This is a genomic window from Candidatus Bathyarchaeia archaeon, assembly GCA_041447175.1.
Taxonomy (GTDB): Archaea; Thermoproteota; Bathyarchaeia; order Bathyarchaeales; family Bathycorpusculaceae; genus JADGNF01.
The window spans coordinates 284,982-302,513 of the sequence record CP166960.1 but is presented as its reverse complement, the minus strand read 5'-3'; the positions used below and the strand labels follow the sequence as shown (position 1 = coordinate 302,513).

Annotated in this window: 16 protein-coding genes; 8 read left to right on the top strand and 8 right to left on the bottom strand. The window is 48.6% G+C overall.

The annotated features are described in order from the left end of the window. Nucleotides 1-5: 5 nt before the first annotated feature. A complete protein-coding gene (locus ACBZ72_01550; GenBank protein ID XES77575.1) occupies nt 6-896 on the bottom strand; it encodes a hypothetical protein in 891 nt (296 codons plus the stop codon). 170 nt (nt 897-1,066) lie between these two features. Between ACBZ72_01550 and ACBZ72_01545 the strand changes: the two genes are divergently transcribed. Next, on the top strand, nt 1,067-2,368 hold the full coding sequence (locus tag ACBZ72_01545; protein XES77574.1) for a coproporphyrinogen-III oxidase family protein: 1,302 nt from the start codon (nt 1,067-1,069) through the stop codon (nt 2,366-2,368). A 125-nt stretch (nt 2,369-2,493) separates the two neighbouring features. On the opposite strand, the gene ACBZ72_01540 is transcribed toward ACBZ72_01545, so the two are convergent. Both ACBZ72_01540 and ACBZ72_01535 read right to left on the bottom strand, forming a co-directional pair. Next, nucleotides 2,494-3,204, bottom strand: a complete 711-nt coding sequence (locus tag ACBZ72_01540; GenBank protein XES77573.1) for a hypothetical protein — start codon at nt 3,202-3,204, stop codon at nt 2,494-2,496. A gap of 198 nt (nt 3,205-3,402) precedes the next feature. Further along, nucleotides 3,403-4,764 carry an RnfABCDGE type electron transport complex subunit D gene (locus ACBZ72_01535; protein ID XES77572.1) on the bottom strand — a complete coding sequence of 454 codons (1,362 nt, stop codon included), beginning with the start codon at nt 4,762-4,764 and terminating at the stop codon, nt 3,403-3,405. 338 nt (nt 4,765-5,102) lie between these two features. Between ACBZ72_01535 and ACBZ72_01530 the strand changes: the two genes are divergently transcribed. Next, nucleotides 5,103-6,182, top strand: coding sequence for a radical SAM protein (locus tag ACBZ72_01530; GenBank protein XES77571.1), 1,080 nt, complete (start codon nt 5,103-5,105; stop codon nt 6,180-6,182). A gap of 39 nt (nt 6,183-6,221) precedes the next feature. Here the strand turns inward: ACBZ72_01530 and ACBZ72_01525 are convergent, their stop codons facing one another. Together ACBZ72_01525 and ACBZ72_01520 are read right to left on the bottom strand one after the other, a co-directional pair. After that, nucleotides 6,222-8,660 (bottom strand): plasma-membrane proton-efflux P-type ATPase, encoded by a 2,439-nt coding sequence (locus ACBZ72_01525; protein XES77570.1) that lies wholly within the window; start codon nt 8,658-8,660, stop codon nt 6,222-6,224. 130 nt (nt 8,661-8,790) lie between these two features. Beyond that, the gene (locus tag ACBZ72_01520) at nt 8,791-9,222 is read right to left on the bottom strand and encodes a hypothetical protein (protein XES77569.1); all 432 of its coding nucleotides are present in this window, start codon (nt 9,220-9,222) and stop codon (nt 8,791-8,793) included. A gap of 131 nt (nt 9,223-9,353) precedes the next feature. Here ACBZ72_01520 and ACBZ72_01515 point away from each other — a divergent pair, with 131 nt between their 5' ends. From ACBZ72_01515 to ACBZ72_01495, 5 genes are all read left to right on the top strand, one after another. After that, complete coding sequence (locus tag ACBZ72_01515) at nt 9,354-9,911, top strand: helix-turn-helix transcriptional regulator (protein XES77568.1); 558 nt, start codon at nt 9,354-9,356, stop codon at nt 9,909-9,911. A gap of 200 nt (nt 9,912-10,111) precedes the next feature. Continuing rightward, on the top strand, nt 10,112-10,792 hold the full coding sequence (locus ACBZ72_01510; protein ID XES77567.1) for a hypothetical protein: 681 nt from the start codon (nt 10,112-10,114) through the stop codon (nt 10,790-10,792). 649 nt (nt 10,793-11,441) lie between these two features. Further along, complete coding sequence (eif1A, locus tag ACBZ72_01505; protein ID XES77566.1) at nt 11,442-11,747, top strand: translation initiation factor eIF-1A; 306 nt, start codon at nt 11,442-11,444, stop codon at nt 11,745-11,747. A gap of 16 nt (nt 11,748-11,763) precedes the next feature. Continuing rightward, nucleotides 11,764-11,937 (top strand): hypothetical protein, encoded by a 174-nt coding sequence (locus ACBZ72_01500; GenBank protein XES77565.1) that lies wholly within the window; start codon nt 11,764-11,766, stop codon nt 11,935-11,937. Nucleotides 11,938-12,084: 147 nt separating this feature from the next. Continuing rightward, nucleotides 12,085-12,846, top strand: a complete 762-nt coding sequence (locus ACBZ72_01495) for an ATP/GTP-binding protein (protein ID XES77564.1) — start codon at nt 12,085-12,087, stop codon at nt 12,844-12,846. Here ACBZ72_01495 and ACBZ72_01490 read toward each other — a convergent pair. Further along, entirely contained in the window at nt 12,843-13,496 is a 654-nt protein-coding gene (locus ACBZ72_01490) for a DUF4443 domain-containing protein (GenBank protein ID XES77563.1), read from the bottom strand. The two genes, ACBZ72_01495 and ACBZ72_01490, sit on opposite strands and share 4 nt — an antisense overlap. 96 nt (nt 13,497-13,592) lie before the next feature. Next, nucleotides 13,593-14,876, bottom strand: a complete 1,284-nt coding sequence (locus ACBZ72_01485; GenBank protein XES77562.1) for an aminopeptidase — start codon at nt 14,874-14,876, stop codon at nt 13,593-13,595. A 219-nt stretch (nt 14,877-15,095) separates the two neighbouring features. On the opposite strand from ACBZ72_01485, the gene metK reads away from it, so the two are divergent. Next, complete coding sequence (gene metK / locus ACBZ72_01480; GenBank protein XES77561.1) at nt 15,096-16,262, top strand: methionine adenosyltransferase; 1,167 nt, start codon at nt 15,096-15,098, stop codon at nt 16,260-16,262. 110 nt (nt 16,263-16,372) lie between these two features. On the opposite strand, the gene ACBZ72_01475 is transcribed toward metK, so the two are convergent. Continuing rightward, nucleotides 16,373-17,527: a hypothetical protein gene (locus ACBZ72_01475; GenBank protein ID XES77560.1), complete on the bottom strand. Its 1,155-nt coding sequence runs from the start codon at nt 17,525-17,527 to the stop codon at nt 16,373-16,375. Nucleotides 17,528-17,532 lie beyond the last annotated feature (5 nt).

Genomic DNA, 17,532 nt, shown 5'->3' with positions numbered 1-17,532 from the left:
CTTCATCATTTTTCTTGGGCAGTTTTTCTTTTCTTTGAAAACATAAGCGGTAACCCGACCAGCGGCAACGCCGCCATCCAGACATCAACGTTGTGAAGCACCGAAAACGCAGGCCACACGGTTAACCTGCCAAAACTGGCGTCGCCAAACAGAACCCACAAAACCACTAAAACATCAAAGTACAAGCCCAACGCTGTCAAGATGGCACCTGCCCGCCGCAAATCCAGCCCCGCCAAAGTTTGCGCCCCAACTGAGTTTTTTGTGTAAACCACCGTGTAGATTGCCAAAAGCAGCAGCCCGCCGACGGTTAAGGCAAACTCGAAAAGGTACAGGTTGGACTCCAAGAAGCCCAGCCCATGAAGGTAAATGTCGCTCCACCACTGCGCCGTGTAATTAAACCAGATGACAAAAAGGTAGGCAGACGCGGTTATCAGACCCCATTTGATGACGGGGGCGGCAGGCGTGTTGGGTTTTAGTTTAAAGAAGAACATCAGCAGCACGGTAGGCATTATGAGGGCTTCAACAAGGCAGGGTAAACCTGCTTCTATGATGAAGAATTCGCGGGAGTACAAGACGCTGCTGTATTGGAAGCCCCAAACGGCGGAGGGCAAAAACAGCACAAAGTAGGCTGCTTCAAGCAGAACCAGCCAGCGAAAAGTGGTAATCAATTCAACATCTGAAAATGCGCGTTTTGCCAGGTAAAACAGCACCGCAACTAAGGCGACAAAAGCGGCGGCGATGCGAAAGCTTAGCCCGACGGCACCGGGGATATCTGTGAAGGGATCAGCTACGCCAGTGATGAGGCTTCTGCCGACCTGAACGGCGGAGGAGCCAAACCAGACTGCCAGCGCCGCAAATAAGCCCACTTTGAATGCCCATCTGGAAGTGCTCTTCAACTCGGTCCACCGCTGCAAATATATGTGGTTTCAGGAGAAGAGGTACTTAAGACTATTCAGAAGAACACCCTGCACCAAAAAACCATTGCAGAAGCACCTTGCGTGGGGTAACGGAAACTTTATCTGCTATTAAACGTTTTTTCCATTCAGGCGTTTGAGGCTTCAAAAAAATGAAAAACGCAACATCGCAAAGTAAATCAGACGTTTATGAAGAAAGAGCAAATTGGCCCCCCCACACATACCGGGATTACCCAGAAATTAAACCTGAAACCTACCAGGCGTTCATGGAGTTCCTAAACACCGAAAACACCTCTGGCAGGCTGATGGAGCTACAACCTTGGATATCAATTTGTGATAGCCGATGTGCTTTCTGCTATTTCCCCACCACCGCCACCAGCAGGGTGGAAATTGAACCCTACATGGAACAACTCAAAAAAGAGCTGGCAATGTACGCTAAAACTAAGTACGTCAAAACCAGCGTGTTTGACGAGATTGTTTTAGGCGGCGGTACCCCGAGCGTGCTCGCGGCAGAACAAATGATTGACCTCATTGACTTCTGTAAAGCCAACTTTACATTAAACAAGGAGTACTTTATCAAAGTCACAGGCTCCTCCAAGACGTTGGCGCTGCCAAAAATTGACAAACTCGCTGAGTACGGCGTCTACCAAATGGACATGGGTGCCCAAACCTTTGACAACAGGCTACGAAAACTGATGTGCCTGCCCGACTCCGCCGAAGATGTGGAGAAAGCCATCCGTCACGCCCGCAAACTTGAGTTATGTGTCTGCGTTGACCTTATGTATAACTTCCCGACGCAGACCATGGAAAGCTGGATTGAAACCCTCAAGAAAGCCGTCGAGTTAGACGTGGAAATTGACTGCTACTCTCTACACGTTGACCCCGGAACACCGCTGGAAAAGATGATTCAGAAAGGTGTGGTGCCACCACAAGCCGACGCGGACTTTGAGAAAGAGATGTATCTTGCTGCTTACAAGCTCCTGACGGATGCCGGCTACAAAGCTGTGGGTCATGACCGCTTTAGCCGCAACGAGTGGCATATGCGGGAAAACTGCCTTAACGGTTGGCCATGGGGCGGCATCCTCACTACGGGTGCAGGCTGCTTTATGGGTTACCTGCAGCGGTTCAGCTACAGCAACGCCGACGACATCCACGAATACATGGCAATTGTGCAGTCAGGCAAGCTACCCATCCAAAAGCTCTCTGAATCCTCTGATGAAGACATGATGCGACGGGAAATGAGCCGCCTCTATATCAGGTTACCAGTTAGTAAAGCAGAGTTTATGGAGAAGTTTGGCAAACTTCCCGAAGACGTCTTCGCACCACAGCTTGAAAATCTCAAGGCGAAGGGGCTTATTGAAATTGACGACAAGGAAGTTCGCCTGACCAAGCAAGGTGAAGTTTGGAAAGGCAACATCGCGTGGGAATTCGCGCAGAAAACCGCTCCCTGCTAAATGCAGGTTCTTCCTTTTTTTGTTTTACACGGCTAATCAGCTTTAATAATTCTGGCGTTGTTGTCAGAAACAGAAAGGGCTGCGAGCTTTTGTGGTAAAATGAAAAAGAGAAAAGAAAGGTTGGTTTAGTAGTGCTTTACTGGTTGTAGACCGTACCAAGTCATTACTTTTGCGATGACTGGTCCAAGTACGCCTAAGATTGCCATGGGTAGCATAACTAGATAGAATGCTTGGAATGGGTCGCCTTGTGACATCCATGCGCCGTATGCAACTGTCATGTTCAGGATGAATTGGAGCACACCAACAGTGATTGCAGCAGTGAGACCAGCGCCTAACATCCGTTTAAAGCTGTATGAGCCGTTGCTGAGTGAGCCAGTGATGTAGCCAACAAGTATGCCGCCGACAATGTAGTTTCCGATGAAGCTTGGGTCCGCAAACAAATTCGGGAACAAGCTTGCGTCAAGCGCTTCAATGCCGAAGGCTTGCACTACTTGTATACCTGTTATTGAGCTGACCATAATGTTGTAGCCAGCGTTTGCAACATAGTATAGTGTGCCCATCAGAAAGCCTGCAGCGCCGCCTGCCCACTTGTTCCAAACTAAGCCGAGGATAAGCGGGATTGCGAATATGACCATCTGAGCAAAACCGTGAGTGAAAATTGCCGTCAGGAAAGCGTATGGGGAGCCAGCAGAGCCAGTCATCATGTCTGGTGGTGGGAACCATGAGTCTAAGGCAGGGCGGAGAATTGCGGGAAAAGCGATGATAATCAAGCCGACAAGCACTGGTACTACGAGACCGTAAGCGATATCTTTTAGTTTAAATTTCTCTGTTTCCAAATGTTTTCCCTCTTTTGATTCAACTATTACGTTTGGGCGCGTTTATAAATTTAATGCCTATCTGAAGCGGAACAAGGCTAAAGGAACAATGATTCAACCAAAAAATGAAGGAATGAACAGGGATTTTGCTTGCGCGGGTAAAATCAGCCACATCAAAAACGGGGTGTCTTAACAAAAAAGGAAAAAAGGGGACGGCTACTAACCGCGTAGCGCGCCCTTAGCTTGGAGTACGCTCTTTCGCAAGTCGATTCTTGCGGGGCAGATAAAGGTGCAGTGTCCACAGCCAGTGCAGTAGTCGGGGTGCAGTTTTATCAAAGCGTCAAAGTTTTGCTTGTCGAAAGCCTGCTTAATTAGAATTGGGCTCAGTTTGTGGCAGCATACATTCATGCAAGCACCGCAACGCATACATGGGTATTCTTTGATTTTCTCTGGTGGGAAGGCTTTTGGTTTTGGAAGCTTGGGTTCTTTGGTTTCAGTTGTTGCTTTGCCTTTTCCGATGCCGTCAAGCTTTGGCGTAACCAAGTTCATTATGAGCAACGCAAGAAGGGCGCCTCCGAAGAAGTTCATGTATGTCTGAATGAGGATTGTCAGGACGGCTAAGCCAGCGCCGAAGATTATTTGTCCAGTATGCGTTATGGGCGTTGTTGCGGGGTCAGTGGCCATGAAGAACGCCATGAAGATTGAGCTGCCTATGAAGACTTCGAAGATGAGTCGTGTGAATAGGTCTCCGTCTGCGTAGATAGTGGACATTAACACGGACATTAATGAGATGCCGACAAAGTATGTGAGGGTAATTCTCCATTTTATGTAGCGACGTGCAACGACAAAGAGAGCAAGACCGACGATTATAACGGCGATGCTTGAGGCACCACCTGCCCACCCGTGGAATTTCTCCACCATCATAATCCAGTTTATGTCAGCAGGTGCCACGCCCATGGTAGGATTGCCAAAGCAACTTTGAAGGTAACTGGAGAACGAGGCAAAGCCGTTGCCATTAATGGGTGTTAAGCCTGGACCAATTGGACCAGCCAAGGCGGGTACACCGAGCATGCTGTCTTTCATGTGGTCTACTGCGAGGAAGACGCTGTTGAGGAGGGGAAGCAAAACGAGGAATTTTGCTGCGGCTGCGGGGTTTACAAGTTTCCTACCTGACATAACTTTCTTGAATACAACCATACCGACCATAGCGATTGCGGCAACAAAAATTAGCGCGCCAGGGGCTTCTACGGGCAATACGGCTTCGGTGTTCATTAAAGGTACACCGTAAGAGTATGAAAGTGTGACAATTAAGCCGAAGACTGCTGCGGACATTATGTTCAGAGGACTATCAGAGACCAGCTTGTAGAAGAGCACGTCTATTCCGACTGCAACACCCACTGCGACCAGTGCGCATGCTGCAAGGGTTAAGCCTAAGTTCCAGCCTTGGGAGCCGTCAATGTGCATCACGGTGATGGGGGACCACAGAGCGATGGTGACGATGGTGAGTACGAGTAGAGCAACGAAGGTATATGTCATCAGTTTGTCTTTAGTCATGGAAGAGTATTCTTTTGGTTTAGACATTTCCTAATCTCCTTTGTTGGAAATCTGACCAAAAGCTCTATGGCATTTGGTTTATAAGATTTTCTAGTACATTAAAGGCTTGTACCAGCATTAAAGCAATTATCCGCCGATTATTGGGTTGTTTGAACAAAAAAATGCTAAACGCCTTTCTGAAGAGAACGTAAACACACAGGCAAGTTCGTTAAGTTTTGCAGCTTCAGGTGTTAGTTCTTCTTGTGTTGAAACGGGTTTTTTATCCAAAAAGCACAGAAACAGGTCAAAATGGAGAGTAAAAGGGGCTTCTTTTTTAATAGGAAATTTTATATCGTAAAGCCTCATCTAATCATCATGTGAGTTTGATGGCTAACTCTAAAGCCCCCCTGTACATGGTAACGTGGCGATGTACAAGAAATTGTGTGGGTAGCTGCATGTACTGCAGTTACACCAAAGAATACGCCAAAGATAAAGAATTAAGCACCAAAGAAGCTTATCACATGGTTGATGAGATTCACGATTTTGGTTCTCCATGGTTTGGAATTAGCGGAGGAGAACCCCTTGTGCGTGATGACATTTTTGACATAATTGCCTACGCAGAAAAAGAGTATGGCATGGAAGTCAGTCTTATCACAAGCGGGTTTGCGTTTGACCAAGAGCGTCTGGATAAACTAGCAAAGTATGAAGTACATACAGCTGTTAGTGTGGACGGCAACCGCGAGTCAAACGACATCATCAGGCGCAAAGGCGGCTATGATAAAGCGCTTTACGCCATGAAGAAGCTGTCGGAAAACGACATTTTAGACTGCGTCGTCACAACCATGACTAAATACAACATCAAAGACATGGCGCACCCTGCAGCGTTAGGCGCAGAATACAACGCCCGCATGGTTGTATACCACAACTTGGTCCCTGTGGGCAGAGCAGGCAGCAACATGCCCGACTTGGCTCCAACCCCTGAAGAGTACGAAACAGCTTTTGACGAAATCTATGACCTGCAACGAAAACTCATGGGCAAAGTCAAAATCAACGTTTACTCACCCTTCTACGCGCGAATTGTGCGCCAGAAAAACCCTGTGGACTTCTGGGACTGGTACCAAAACGGATACTTAGGCAGATGCACCATCGGCGGCAACTATGTCAGCATAACCGAAAACGGCGACTTCCGCAGTTGCGGCTTCCACGAAGGTTACCGGTTAGGCAACGTTAAAGAAAAGAAGCTAACCCAAGTCTGGGATGAAATTCAGCACAGCGAGTTGCATTTGAAGCTGCGTGACAAGAGCAACATCAAAGGCAAATGCGGTGTTTGCGAGTACCGGGAAATTTGTGGGGGTTGTCGGACACGCGCCGAATATTACACGGGCGACTTGTTTGAATCTGACCCCGCGTGCAACTACGTGCCTAAAGTTCTGCGTGAGGACCCCAACTACCTCAAAAAGCAGTAACCAATTTTTTCTCTCATCATTTTTCAACTTTTGTTGTTTCTACCATTTGATGCCTGCTTTCTTCACCATAACAAACTTTACGGAGTCATTTACGACAAGGGCAAACAACGCGGAGAACGCCAACACCAGCATGGTTTGCCAGAAAGCAACAGGAGTTAACCCAGGCAGTCCTGTTGTGGCTATGACGGTTGCGGTTATTATGCTGATGATGCTGGAGAGGAGCAGGGTTTTGCTGGGCATGGAGTCCCAGAAGTGTTCTCTTTCGCGGACGTTGAAAATCAGGAACGCTGCTGAGTAGAAGAGAATTTCGAAAGTGAACGTGTAAAGCGCAGGGTCGTTGAGGTTTATGTGGAACCAGTTAAGCACCATATACAAGAGGATGAAGGACTCCAATGTGACTGCGACGCCTAGAATCATGGAGGCTGTCACGGCGCCTTTGATGTCCCAGGTGTCGGGTTTTTGAGACCACCGGAAGTTGTCGGTGGATATGGAAATTTTTACAAAATCCGTCAAAAAGAAGAACAAAACCACCGTGTACGCCGTCACGATGTAGTTACCTGTGAAAATGAAAGCGAAAACCACAAAGAGGGCAATCTGCAGGGTTCGAATGATTTTGCCCAGAATCCACGCCGTTATCCGCTCATAAATTACTCTGCCATTTTTGACCAAGTCCACGATGCCTGTTAAGCCTTCATCAACCAGCACCACGCTCGCCGCGCCCTTAGCCACATCAGTTGCGTTGCTCACCGCTATACCCACTTCGGCTTGCCTTAACGCGGGCGCATCATTCACGCCATCACCTGTCATGCCTACCACGCGGCTACCCGCCTGCAAACTCTTCACAATCGTGTACTTATCCTCAGGAAAAACCTCCGCAAACCCATCACTTTTTTCCGCCTGCAACTGCGCCTCAATGGGGTCCGCTTCAATGTAGTCTTTAAGTTCCGCGGCACTTAGGATTTTGTCACCTAACTCAACGCTTTTGGCGGTTTCCTGCGCGATAGGCAACGCATCGCCCGTAAGCAGCTTCACCGAGACCCCCAACTCCTGCAACTCGTGGATAAGCTGGTTGGAGTCAGGGCGGGGCATGTCATAGAGCGCTGCCAACCCCACAAGCTGAAAACGCCCCTCACTGAGGGTTTTGGCGACTGCTAAGGTGCGGTAACCCTTGGCTGCGTACGCTTCGACTTGGCTCTTTAAACTTGAAAGCTCATGCTCCTTGAGCCCGATGGCTTCGGCTATGGTGTTAACTGCGCCTTTAGTCACCGTGCACTCTTCGTTGCCCCGCTGTAGGGTGGCTTGGGTTCTGCGGGTTTTGGCGTCAAACGGAACAAATGCTCGTTGCACAAACGAATCAAGCGGCAACTTTTGCTCTTTAGCCATGTTCAGGAAAGCCAAGTCGATGGGGTCTTGGTTTGCTTGCTGCGACGCCAAAGCGCCATAAAACACCACATCACTTTCCGTAAAGCCGTCGGCGGGGAAAACTTTGGCGATTGATAGCCGGTTCATGGTTATGGTTCCAGTTTTGTCTGCGCACAATACGTTCATGGTGGCGGCGGCTTCAACAGCGTTAAGCCTTGTGACCAGCACCCCTTTTTTGCTAAGTTCCTTCGCGCCGATAGACATGCTTACGGTGAACATAGCGGGCAAAGCCACGGGGATAGCCGACATCAGGAGCACCAGAACGATAGGGAGTACTTCCAAGATGCCAAAGCCCCACAGGAAAGAGAAAACTAACGCCACCCCAATAAGAGAGGAGTCAATAACCAGCAGCCACCGTATGACGCTGGAAATGACCTTTTCAATGTGCAGTTTGGGTTTTGCAAGTTGAACCAGCTGTGCCGTGCGCCCAAAGTAGGTTTTGACGCCCGTCGCCGAAACGACACCGCTGGATTCGCCACGCTTAACAATAGAACCCGAGTAAACCACTTCGCCAGCCTGTTTCTGCACCGTCAATGATTCCCCTGTGAGCGCGGACTGATCCACTTCGAGAGCACCCGCTGTTAACTGCACGTCGGCGGGTACAAAGTCGCCTGCCCTGATGCGCACCACATCACCGGGCACCAGTTCCCGTGCGGGAAGAAGACGCCAGATGCCATCACGCAGAACGCGGGCGTTTACGCGGAGTTTGTCTTTGAGGGCGTCCACGGCGCCTGACGCGCGGTATTCTTCCTCAAAGCCCAAGATGGCGTTGAATATGAGCAGCCCCAGCACAATGTAGACGTCGGCGTATTTTTGCAAAAACCACGACAGCACGATAATGAGTTCCAGCATCCAAGCGGTTAATCCCCAGAATTTTTTGGCAAACTGCAAAACAGGGTTAGGTCGCTTTTCGGGAACCTCGTTAAACCCGTATTCCAATAGCGTCTGTTGTGCCTGCGCGGAAGTTAACCCCATTTCCATCTGTGCTTCAGTAAGCGTCTCTGCTACAGTCTGCGTAGCATGTGAAGAGTCGGGGTCTGTGTTCGGTTTAGGCAAAGAAATCAAAGCAGTAAAAGACACTGAGCGATTTACAGGTTTAGAACATTTGATCCACAAAACCTAAACGTCAGGTTAACTCCTGACTCAAGGGGCAAAAAAATAAGAAAAAAGTGGGGCTGCTGATGGTTTATGGGGTTTTGTTGCCTTGTCGATTCTGGTGTGCATGAATGTAGGCATAGCAGTTACAGGTTTGTTCACCGCTACCGTAGCCCGTTGATGATTGGACTCCAGCTTGCTGTTGCAGACAGGTCCGAGTTTGCTGCTGGGTTTGAGTTTGGTTACAGTCGCCGCCACACGCGTCCGTACAGTTGCAGTCTCGGGTTCTGAGTTGTTGTTGGTCTTGGGTCTGTGTTTGGTTTTGGTCTTGGCTCTGCAGAGGCTCCACAGAGTCGTCCGCAGCGTTTAGGCAATCCTGCGTTTGAAGCTGCTGCTTGTCTTGAAGCTGAAGTGTGTCGCCGTTCTGAGTCTTTCCCTGCCCAAACGAAGGAGCCGCAGCTGCAAGGGGTACTGCGAGGAGCCCAATTATGACGCCAGCCAACAGAAGCATTTTCAGTTTCATTCTTTTTCACCTCCATTTTCTACGAGAAACCAATGGGCTGAACAGGGGTTTAGTTGTTGGCTGTAACAGGCGTTTCAGAAACTGAAACAGCTTATAAGCCCACCTTACGTATTGTTTCAAGGGATTCCTCCATGCAAAGAGCTATCGTGGTCGTGGTTGTTACGCTGTTAGCTGTTAGTTTTGTTGGGTTAACGCTCTACTTTGTCACAGAGGACTTTGGCAGCGGGAGAGGACACGGAGCACAAATGACAACAGACGCGGGAGTTTCCCGTTCATTGTGGCTTTTGGTCTTCGCTGTTCCGTTAGCTGTTGCAGCGGTTGTTGCCGTTTATGGCGTGTTGTTTCCGCCGATAAAAACCCAGAAAACACCTAAGACCATAGAGCAAACATCGTTACCTGTTGCGCCTGCCCAGCCTTCAGAGCCCACCGCGCAAGACAGCAGCCAGAGGCTTGATGCTGTGCTTCGCATTCTCAACGAAGATGAACGCAAGATAATTGAAGTTTTAGCTGCCGCTCCAGACGGAACCATGCTTCAGCGGGACATCCGTTGGAAAGCTGGATTAACCCGCGTGAAGACTCATCGAGTGCTGGTTAGGCTTGCGGCTAGAGGCATCGTGAATGTGGAAAAATATTACAACACAAAAAAGGTGACTTTGTCAGATTGGATAACTCAAAACCGAAAAACGTGAAGATACAGATTTTCCACGTAGCGCATAGATGATGTTGAACCGGATAATTTCTTCAAAGACACCAGAATAGAGAGGAAGAGGGTTCGCGGCAGCTAACCTAAATAGGCAAAGACACATTGTATTATCGTTGTCGGAATTCTTCAGAAAAAGCCCCCGAAAAAACGCTTTCAGGACATTTCTGACAAAGATGAGGGACGATATTGAACCAGAAAAAACCAGTATTAACTGAGAATCTCGCGTTTATTTCGGTGAAATATAACGTGTACTTAGCGGAACTTTTTGATGCCATGGTGTTAGCGAGAGAAAATGGCGAAGCCACCTGCGAAAAACTGAAAATCGAGTTTCGAGGCGTAGTAAAAAAAGAGGCAATATTACTAATCACCAAAGAGGACACTGTGGTAATGCAGTTCCGCGCATCTGAAGAGTTTCTGCGTAGGAAAAACCTCCACTTCGAAAGTTGGTTGAACACTGAACGCGTCCGCAGACAGATAGCAAGACAAACCAGAAGGTCAGGATGCGCCACTCTTATCCAAGACCTGCGGCATGGAATGAAAAATGTGAACTTGGAAGCACGCGTTCTTGAGATTTCGAAACCCGCACTTGTGCATACTCGGTATGGGAACAGCGCAATGGTAAGCAGCACATGTATAGCGGATGAAACAGGAAAAGTTAAGCTTTGTTTGTGGAATGAGCAGGCAAAATTGGTTTCTGTTGGTGAGGTCATACAGATTAAGAATGCGTCCGTTTCAACTTTCAGAGGGGAAAGGCAAGTGTTTATAGGAAAAACTGGAACAGTTAGCGTGCTACAGTTACCAGTTGCCAGAGTTATGCAGCATAATGAAGACAACAGGGAAACTACGAAGAAAGCTGTTTGCGTTTAAGGCAAAGAATGGGAAGGCGTTAACAGAATTAGCGCTTGATTATCAACATGTATCCTTTATGCTTTTCCATCCTGTGCTTTCTTAATTCTTCAGGGGTGGCGAAAGTAGCGTTACAGATTCTGCATTTGAAGCCAACTAAAGGTCGGTTAAACATTCTTATTCACCTCAAAAAGGTAGTCCAAGCGTGCCCTTTTCTTTGTGAGGTTTTTCCAGTACAAGTAGATTTAATCTAAGACCTGCAGCTTCAGTTTTCAACTTAGTTCCTATCGTACACAATTTGTTTTCTTCCTTTGCGTATTTGAAAAGAATCAGCAATCTGAAGCCAAACTCCAGACAAGAGAAACTCTTCATACGCACATGGGGCACTGCAAGTATAAACGCATTTACTAAAAAACCAGTTTTTAAATTTAAAAAATAATTCTCATAAAATCCTCACAAGAATTATAAAAAAAAACAATACGGCAAAAGTTTTGGAAAACCATTCCAACTGCAAATTTTTCACAGTACACCTATATAGCAGCGCAGACATTGTTAGCAGGATTAGAATCTTTAGAGGAAGAGACAACAGGCTCAAGCACAGGGTGCTTCACTTTTTCTCCACTATTCTGATTTATTGGGCACTGCAAATGCAACCCCGCGAGTGTTAAATATGGGAAAACGAAAAATTACGCATGAAAGCAAATTTAACCAGATGGTGTTGCCAACTGAAAATGATGTTCTAGGTATAGCGGTGAAGATGCTTGGCGCGGACCGAATCATGGTGAAATGCCAAGACGGAAACGAAAGGCTATGTCGAATTCGTGGTAAACTAAAGCGTCGTGTATGGATACGTGACGGCGACGTTGTTTTAGTTTCGCCGTGGGATTTTCAGTCGGACACTCGAGGCGACATTTTCTGGCGATACAGACAAAATCAGGTCACGTGGCTACGAGACCGCAATTACCTTACAATGTAATTAAAGGGTGGCTACCATGATAGTTAAATGCTTAGAGTGCGGGAACACATTCAAAATTGAAGACCGCCGAACATACGATGAGGTAGTGACCTGCCCAGTGTGTGAAGCAGACTACAAAGTTATTGTTAAAAACGGAAGAGCCGAGCTTCAAGAATTTATTTACCAAAACGAAGACGCAGGCGAACTTTAACGAGGGCAAAACGAGAAAACTACAGACCTATTTGCCGCCTATTAGTATCCAAATAACAATTCTATGCAGAACCTATAGAGGGGAGGGTCATCACAGAAACGTTCTTACCTTGCTAAGCGGTAATGCGTGCAATTGGAGATGCCTTAAGTGCCTGTTGTATTTGTCATCGGAACCGCCGGCAGCGGCAAAAGCCTCTTCACCGCCGCCCTAAGCGACTGGCTTAAAATGAACAAACAGGACACCGCCACAGTCAACTTAGACCCCGGCGCCCTGAAACTGCCCTACTCACCCGATGTGGATGTCCGCAATTACGTGGACGCCACCGACATCATGGAAAAATATGGGTTGGGACCCAACGGCGCCGCCATCATGGCTGCTGACCTCATCGCAGACGAAATTGAGAACCTCACCCGCGACATAGACGAAGCCCACGCCGACATGGTTATTGTCGACACGCCGGGGCAGATGGAGTTGTTTGCGTTTCGCGCCAGCGGCCCCTACATTGTGCAAGAGTTAACCACGGAGCCAAAAGCCCTAATTTACCTGTTTGACGCGGTTTTCAGCGCCAACCCCTTCAACTACGTCAGCAACATGTTCCTCTCCGCTGCCGTTTACAACCGTTTCTTCCAGCCACAACTGCACCTGCTTAGCAAGACAGATTTGCTTCCGAAAAAGGACGCCTCAAACATTGTGGAGTGGTCAGGCAACCCTCACGCCTTAGAAGACGCCATACTGGGTAAAGTGGAGGAAAGCAAACGGGTTTTTAGCCAAAACATGATGCGCGCCATCTTGCAGTTGGGTTTGCAGTTCCATTTGACGCCTATCTCCTCAAAAACTAACGAGGGCTTAATCGCCGTAAACACGGTGCTGGAACGCATCTTGATGCAGGGAGAAAAATACACAACCTAACGGGGTTTTTCGCTGCCTTCGCCGATGAGGACCCAAGCAGCCGCAAACGCGCCCCGTTTAGCCTTCACCAAGTTTTCAGCGCCAGCAATTATAATGACGTCGTTTTCTTCGGGTGTTAGGTTGTGCAGAATTTTGGCGGAGGCTTCGGGAAACTCTTTTTCGACGCTGCCGCTAACCGAGTCAATAATCAGGTGCCCCTCTTTGGAGACGATGGCTAAGGCGCGTTTGGCTCCGCCCATGATGGCGGCGTCACGCTGCTCGATGCCTGACCCAATTTTGTGCCCGCTGTTTTTCACCAAAATCGCGTAGTTAAACGGTGAACGTGTAAGCTCTGTCTGTTCGACTTCGGTGCGTTGTGGAAAGAGTTCTTCAAATTTCTGCCACACTTCGACGCCTTTTGGGGTAAGGCGACAGCCTTCTTTGGCGGTGACTATGAGTTGTTCGTCTTTGAGGCGGTTTACGATGGTTCGTATGGCGCCTTCGCCGACGCTGAGTTTTTGGGCGAGGCGGTTGCGTCCGATGGGTTTTTGTGACATAAGCTCAAGGGCGTAGTAGATGTGGAACATGCTAAACGTGGTTGAGGGTCCAGGAGCTTTCTCGCTGGCTAAACTTTCGACATATTTCTTAAACTCTAAGGTTACCATCGCCATATCTTAATCCGCCTTACTCTCTATTCAACCAATTAACTATTATAATTTACCACCCACAACTCCATAAATAACAGGAACGAAACCTGAATAAAGGGATTATGTGACGGATATTTTTTGGAAGAGTTGCTCGACGGCGTTTTTGATTTTGCCCCATTCGTCAAGGTTGCGGATGCCAAACTTGTTTTTACGTTTCCAAGTGTCGCCACGTTTTTGCCACAGGTACATGCCGACTTGGCGTCTGCCGTATGCCTCAAACACGACAACCGCTTCCCACCACACATCCGTCTTGTATATAGTGACGTAGTCGAGGACTTTGTAGAAGGAACTGATGGGCAACGGCTCCTCCGGTACTGGCGCGGCGGATTGAAACACGCCATCCACAAGCACAGGAACCACAGAGCCATCTTGCAGGGTGACTTTCACGGTGGGTTTAGCCATCATGAAATCCATGTGGTTGGCGGAGTTGTTTTTGCCGCCAGGCATGTCCAAGTTGGCGCCAAACGCGATGTGAACCGTGCCAAGCATCTTTTCCGCCTCAAGAAACTCCTGGACGAAACGGGCTTTGGGGTTAATGGCAAACGCAAATTCACCCACCACCTTTGCCATATCGTCAATGTGCAGCGCGTTTTGCACTTGGCGTAGGACATCGGGGTTTTTGCAGGTGACCGCCTCCACCTTTCCCGCGTGCACTTTAATGGTTACGGGTGACTCAACGGGTCCGATGCCGCCCACTGCCAAATCACACACCAGCTTACCCTCCAGCGAGTCCTCCACTGGCGCCACTATAACTTCACCCGTGGGCAGATTCATCCACTTCATAAGCGCCCAATCCAATGCCGTGTCAGTGTAGAAAGGGCGGTCTTTGACATTGAGGCTGAGTTTGGTTCCTGCGGGCGTGGCGATTTCAATTTTGACCGCGCCCGTGAGTTTCTCCATAAGTTCCTTTGCGAACCCCTGCATGTTCTGGTGTTCCTCTGCTGTCAACGCGAGGGCACCTTGGGTCAGCATGTCTAACGTGACGCCGGGGCAGTGTCCTAAACGGGTGTGGTGGTCGCCGGTTTCGGCATGGATAAGCTTTATGCGGAAGGGGGTTTCTTGGTGGGTGCCGCGGAACAGGTTGATGTAGATGTCGGCGCGTTCCGTGGTGAGGTACTTTTGGAGTTGCGGAGGAATTTCGGTGCGGAAAACGTCGGGGCGGGTTTCAAGCAGGACGAGCGTTGTGTCTAGCTTTAGGTTGAGGGCGCCTGCTTCGAAGGCTTCCCCGATGGGAGCACGGGTGTCGTCGCAAAATATGACTATGCGGTCACCCTGTTTGGCTTGAAGCACGCATTGAAGAGCGTTTTGAGCAGCAGTTGAGGCATCCATATAAGTAAACTCCATCTGAAACATTGTCATTGCCTAATGATAAGCATTCAGTATGCTATTCTAAGCCCAAATGTTTTTCAACTCACTGAATCATCAAAAACGGTGCATTAAGTCGCGTTTTCTTTTCAGCCAGAAAAAACCCGTTTGCTGGGGTTCAGTTTTGGTAGAAAGGCTTTTAAGAAAAATACTTCGTATTAGAAACTCTCATCATACGAAAGCCTGAAGGATGTTGCTATGAAAAAAGACGGTAGATATCTCTTTACGTCTGAATCAGTCGGAGAAGGCCACCCAGACAAAGTTTCTGACCAAATCTCTGACAGCATCTTGGACGCAATTTTAGCTCAAGACCCCAAAGCCCGCGTTGACGCCGAAACCCTTGTCATGCAGGGAACCGTCGTCGTCACAGGCCAAATCACCACCAAAGGCTACGTTAACATCCCGAAAATCGTGCGCAAAACCATCAAAGAAATCGGGTTAGACAACGCTAAAGACGGCTTAGACTGGGAAACCTGCGGTGTACTGGTCTCCCTCACCGAGCAGTCCCCAGACATATCCGTGGGCGTCACCGAAACCGAAGGCCACGAACAAGGCGCAGGAGACCAAGGCATGGTCTTCGGCTACGCCACCAACGAAACCAAAGAACTCATGCCCCTGCCCATCATACTAGCTCATAAACTGGTGAAAAGACTAGCAGAATGCAGACACGAAAAAATCATTCCCTGCCTGCGCCCTGACTGCAAAAGCCAAGTCACCGTTGACTACCTTGACGGCAAACCTCAATGCGTAACCGCAGTGGTCATCGCAGCGCAGAATAACGGCTCAGAATGCGACGCCGAACTCAAAAAAGACATAACAGAACAAGTCATCAAATACGTTATTCCCAAAGAGTTGCTCCGCGACGACACGAAAATCATCATCAACGGCACGGGCCGCTTTGTCATAGGCGGAACCCTCGCCGACTCGGGACTTACGGGCAGAAAAATCATCGTTGACACTTATGGCGGCGTTGGCAGTCATGGCGGGGGATGCTTTAGCGGAAAAGACCCCTCCAAAGTTGACCGCAGCGGATGCTACATGGCAAGATACATAGCCAAAAACATTGTCGCCGCAGGTCTTGCGGATCAGTGTGAAATCCAAATCAGCTACGCCATCGGAGTTGCCCAGCCTATCAGCGTCTTGGTGAACACGTTTGGCACAGGTAAAGCCAGTGACGAAAAAATTCTGGAAACAGTCCATAAAACTTTTGACATGCGTCCCAAAGCAATCATTGACCACCTGCAGTTGCTTAGGCCAATTTACCGCAAAACCGCTGTGTTTGGGCACTTCGGCAGAGACGACATTGAGTTCCCATGGGAGAAAACCGACAAAGCTGAAGAACTGAAAAAGGCACTTTCAAATTAGGCTCAAGCAGCCTATCTTATTTTCTTTTCAGTCTAACAGTTGATTAGCCACTTTTCTGCAATACTCACATGAAGTCTGTGCGTTTGTGGATGTAACGTTTGTTGTGTCGGTTAGGCTTCGTGGAAATCAGGAGCCTTCGGCGGAGGTTGCACTTTCGTTTTTTGTCGGCTTTTGCGGGTTATCACAAAAACAACAACACAAACACCCACGGCAACTGTTGCGGCACTGGCAAGAACCAAGAAGTAGAAGGGCAGAATTAGCGTGTTTTGGGTTTGGCTTATAGCGCCCGCGTATTGGTCATCGCCACTCCAACTTGCCCGTAAACCAAAAAGCCCCGTGAGGTTAGAGTCCCAAACATAGGTGAACTGCCCATTTGCTGAGGTAGTGGTTGTGGTCAGCACTCTCCAAGAAAAGCCAGTTCGCAAATACAAAGTGATGTTTTGGTTAGGCAACGCGGGCACAATTTGCCCGTTGACTTTAACGGTTGTGCCTTTGGAGGCAAAAATCGGCAACCCACCCATACGAAGCGTGGTTGACTGTAACTTTGTGAAACTGGCTGAAACATGCCCCGGCGAGGTCGGCTCGCTATTTTCCAAGGAAATAACAATCATAGATACATTTTGGAGCTCCTCAGGGCATTCACCCACCCGCCAGCCGTCTTGCCAACTAGAACTTGTGCATTCAGCAACATAGTAGGTTTTGCCTTCGTTGTCAAACGAGTATAAGTCGCCTCGGGCATCATTTGGCGGCTGCTCCAAATGAACCCCCAGATTCATGTGCTCTTGGACCGTGTAGTGCAGCAGCCTAACGTCTAAACCTCCCGCCTTCAGAATTGACGCCGCAAGAAACGAAAACAAGTCACAGTCGCCGCTGCCTCTGACCAAAGTTTCAACAGGATAGTATTCTTCTTTAACTTCCTTGTAGGGAATTTGATGGACCAACGTAAGGACACCGTTAACGAAGTCTTCATCGTCAGGGTAAATCTGCCGCAGGCAATCTGCAAGAGGCTCCACCGCGGAAGGCGTAACGAACTTGGGAAAAGAGGAATCAAAGACGGCGAGGTGATTTTTCTGACTGTAGTGCTCGGTGAGGGATTGGGGCACCACCACGTTGAGGTTGTAGCTAAAAGTGCCATCCTCTATGTTTACCAGTTTGTAGGACAAGTTAACATCTTGAGCTTGAACAGCGGGTAGCGAAGAAAACAGAGCCAACAAAAGCAAAACAGAGGCAACAGTAGTAAACAAGGATAAACGTTGGGCTTTCAAGGTAA

Bases quoted from the DNA above. Each gene is read 5' to 3' on its own strand.
- ACBZ72_01545 (XES77574.1), top strand. From the start codon at position 1,067: ATGAAAAACGCAACATCGCAAAGTAAATCAGACGTTTATGAAGAAAGA.
- ACBZ72_01535 (XES77572.1), bottom strand. From the start codon at position 4,764: ATGTCTAAACCAAAAGAATACTCTTCCATGACTAAAGACAAACTGATG.
- ACBZ72_01530 (XES77571.1), top strand. From the start codon at position 5,103: ATGGCTAACTCTAAAGCCCCCCTGTACATGGTAACGTGGCGATGTACA.
- ACBZ72_01520 (XES77569.1), bottom strand. From the start codon at position 9,222: ATGAAACTGAAAATGCTTCTGTTGGCTGGCGTCATAATTGGGCTCCTC.
- ACBZ72_01515 (XES77568.1), top strand. From the start codon at position 9,354: ATGCAAAGAGCTATCGTGGTCGTGGTTGTTACGCTGTTAGCTGTTAGT.
- eif1A (XES77566.1), top strand. From the start codon at position 11,442: ATGGGAAAACGAAAAATTACGCATGAAAGCAAATTTAACCAGATGGTG.
- ACBZ72_01500 (XES77565.1), top strand. From the start codon at position 11,764: ATGATAGTTAAATGCTTAGAGTGCGGGAACACATTCAAAATTGAAGAC.
- ACBZ72_01490 (XES77563.1), bottom strand. From the start codon at position 13,496: ATGGCGATGGTAACCTTAGAGTTTAAGAAATATGTCGAAAGTTTAGCC.
- ACBZ72_01485 (XES77562.1), bottom strand. From the start codon at position 14,876: ATGGAGTTTACTTATATGGATGCCTCAACTGCTGCTCAAAACGCTCTT.
- metK (XES77561.1), top strand. From the start codon at position 15,096: ATGAAAAAAGACGGTAGATATCTCTTTACGTCTGAATCAGTCGGAGAA.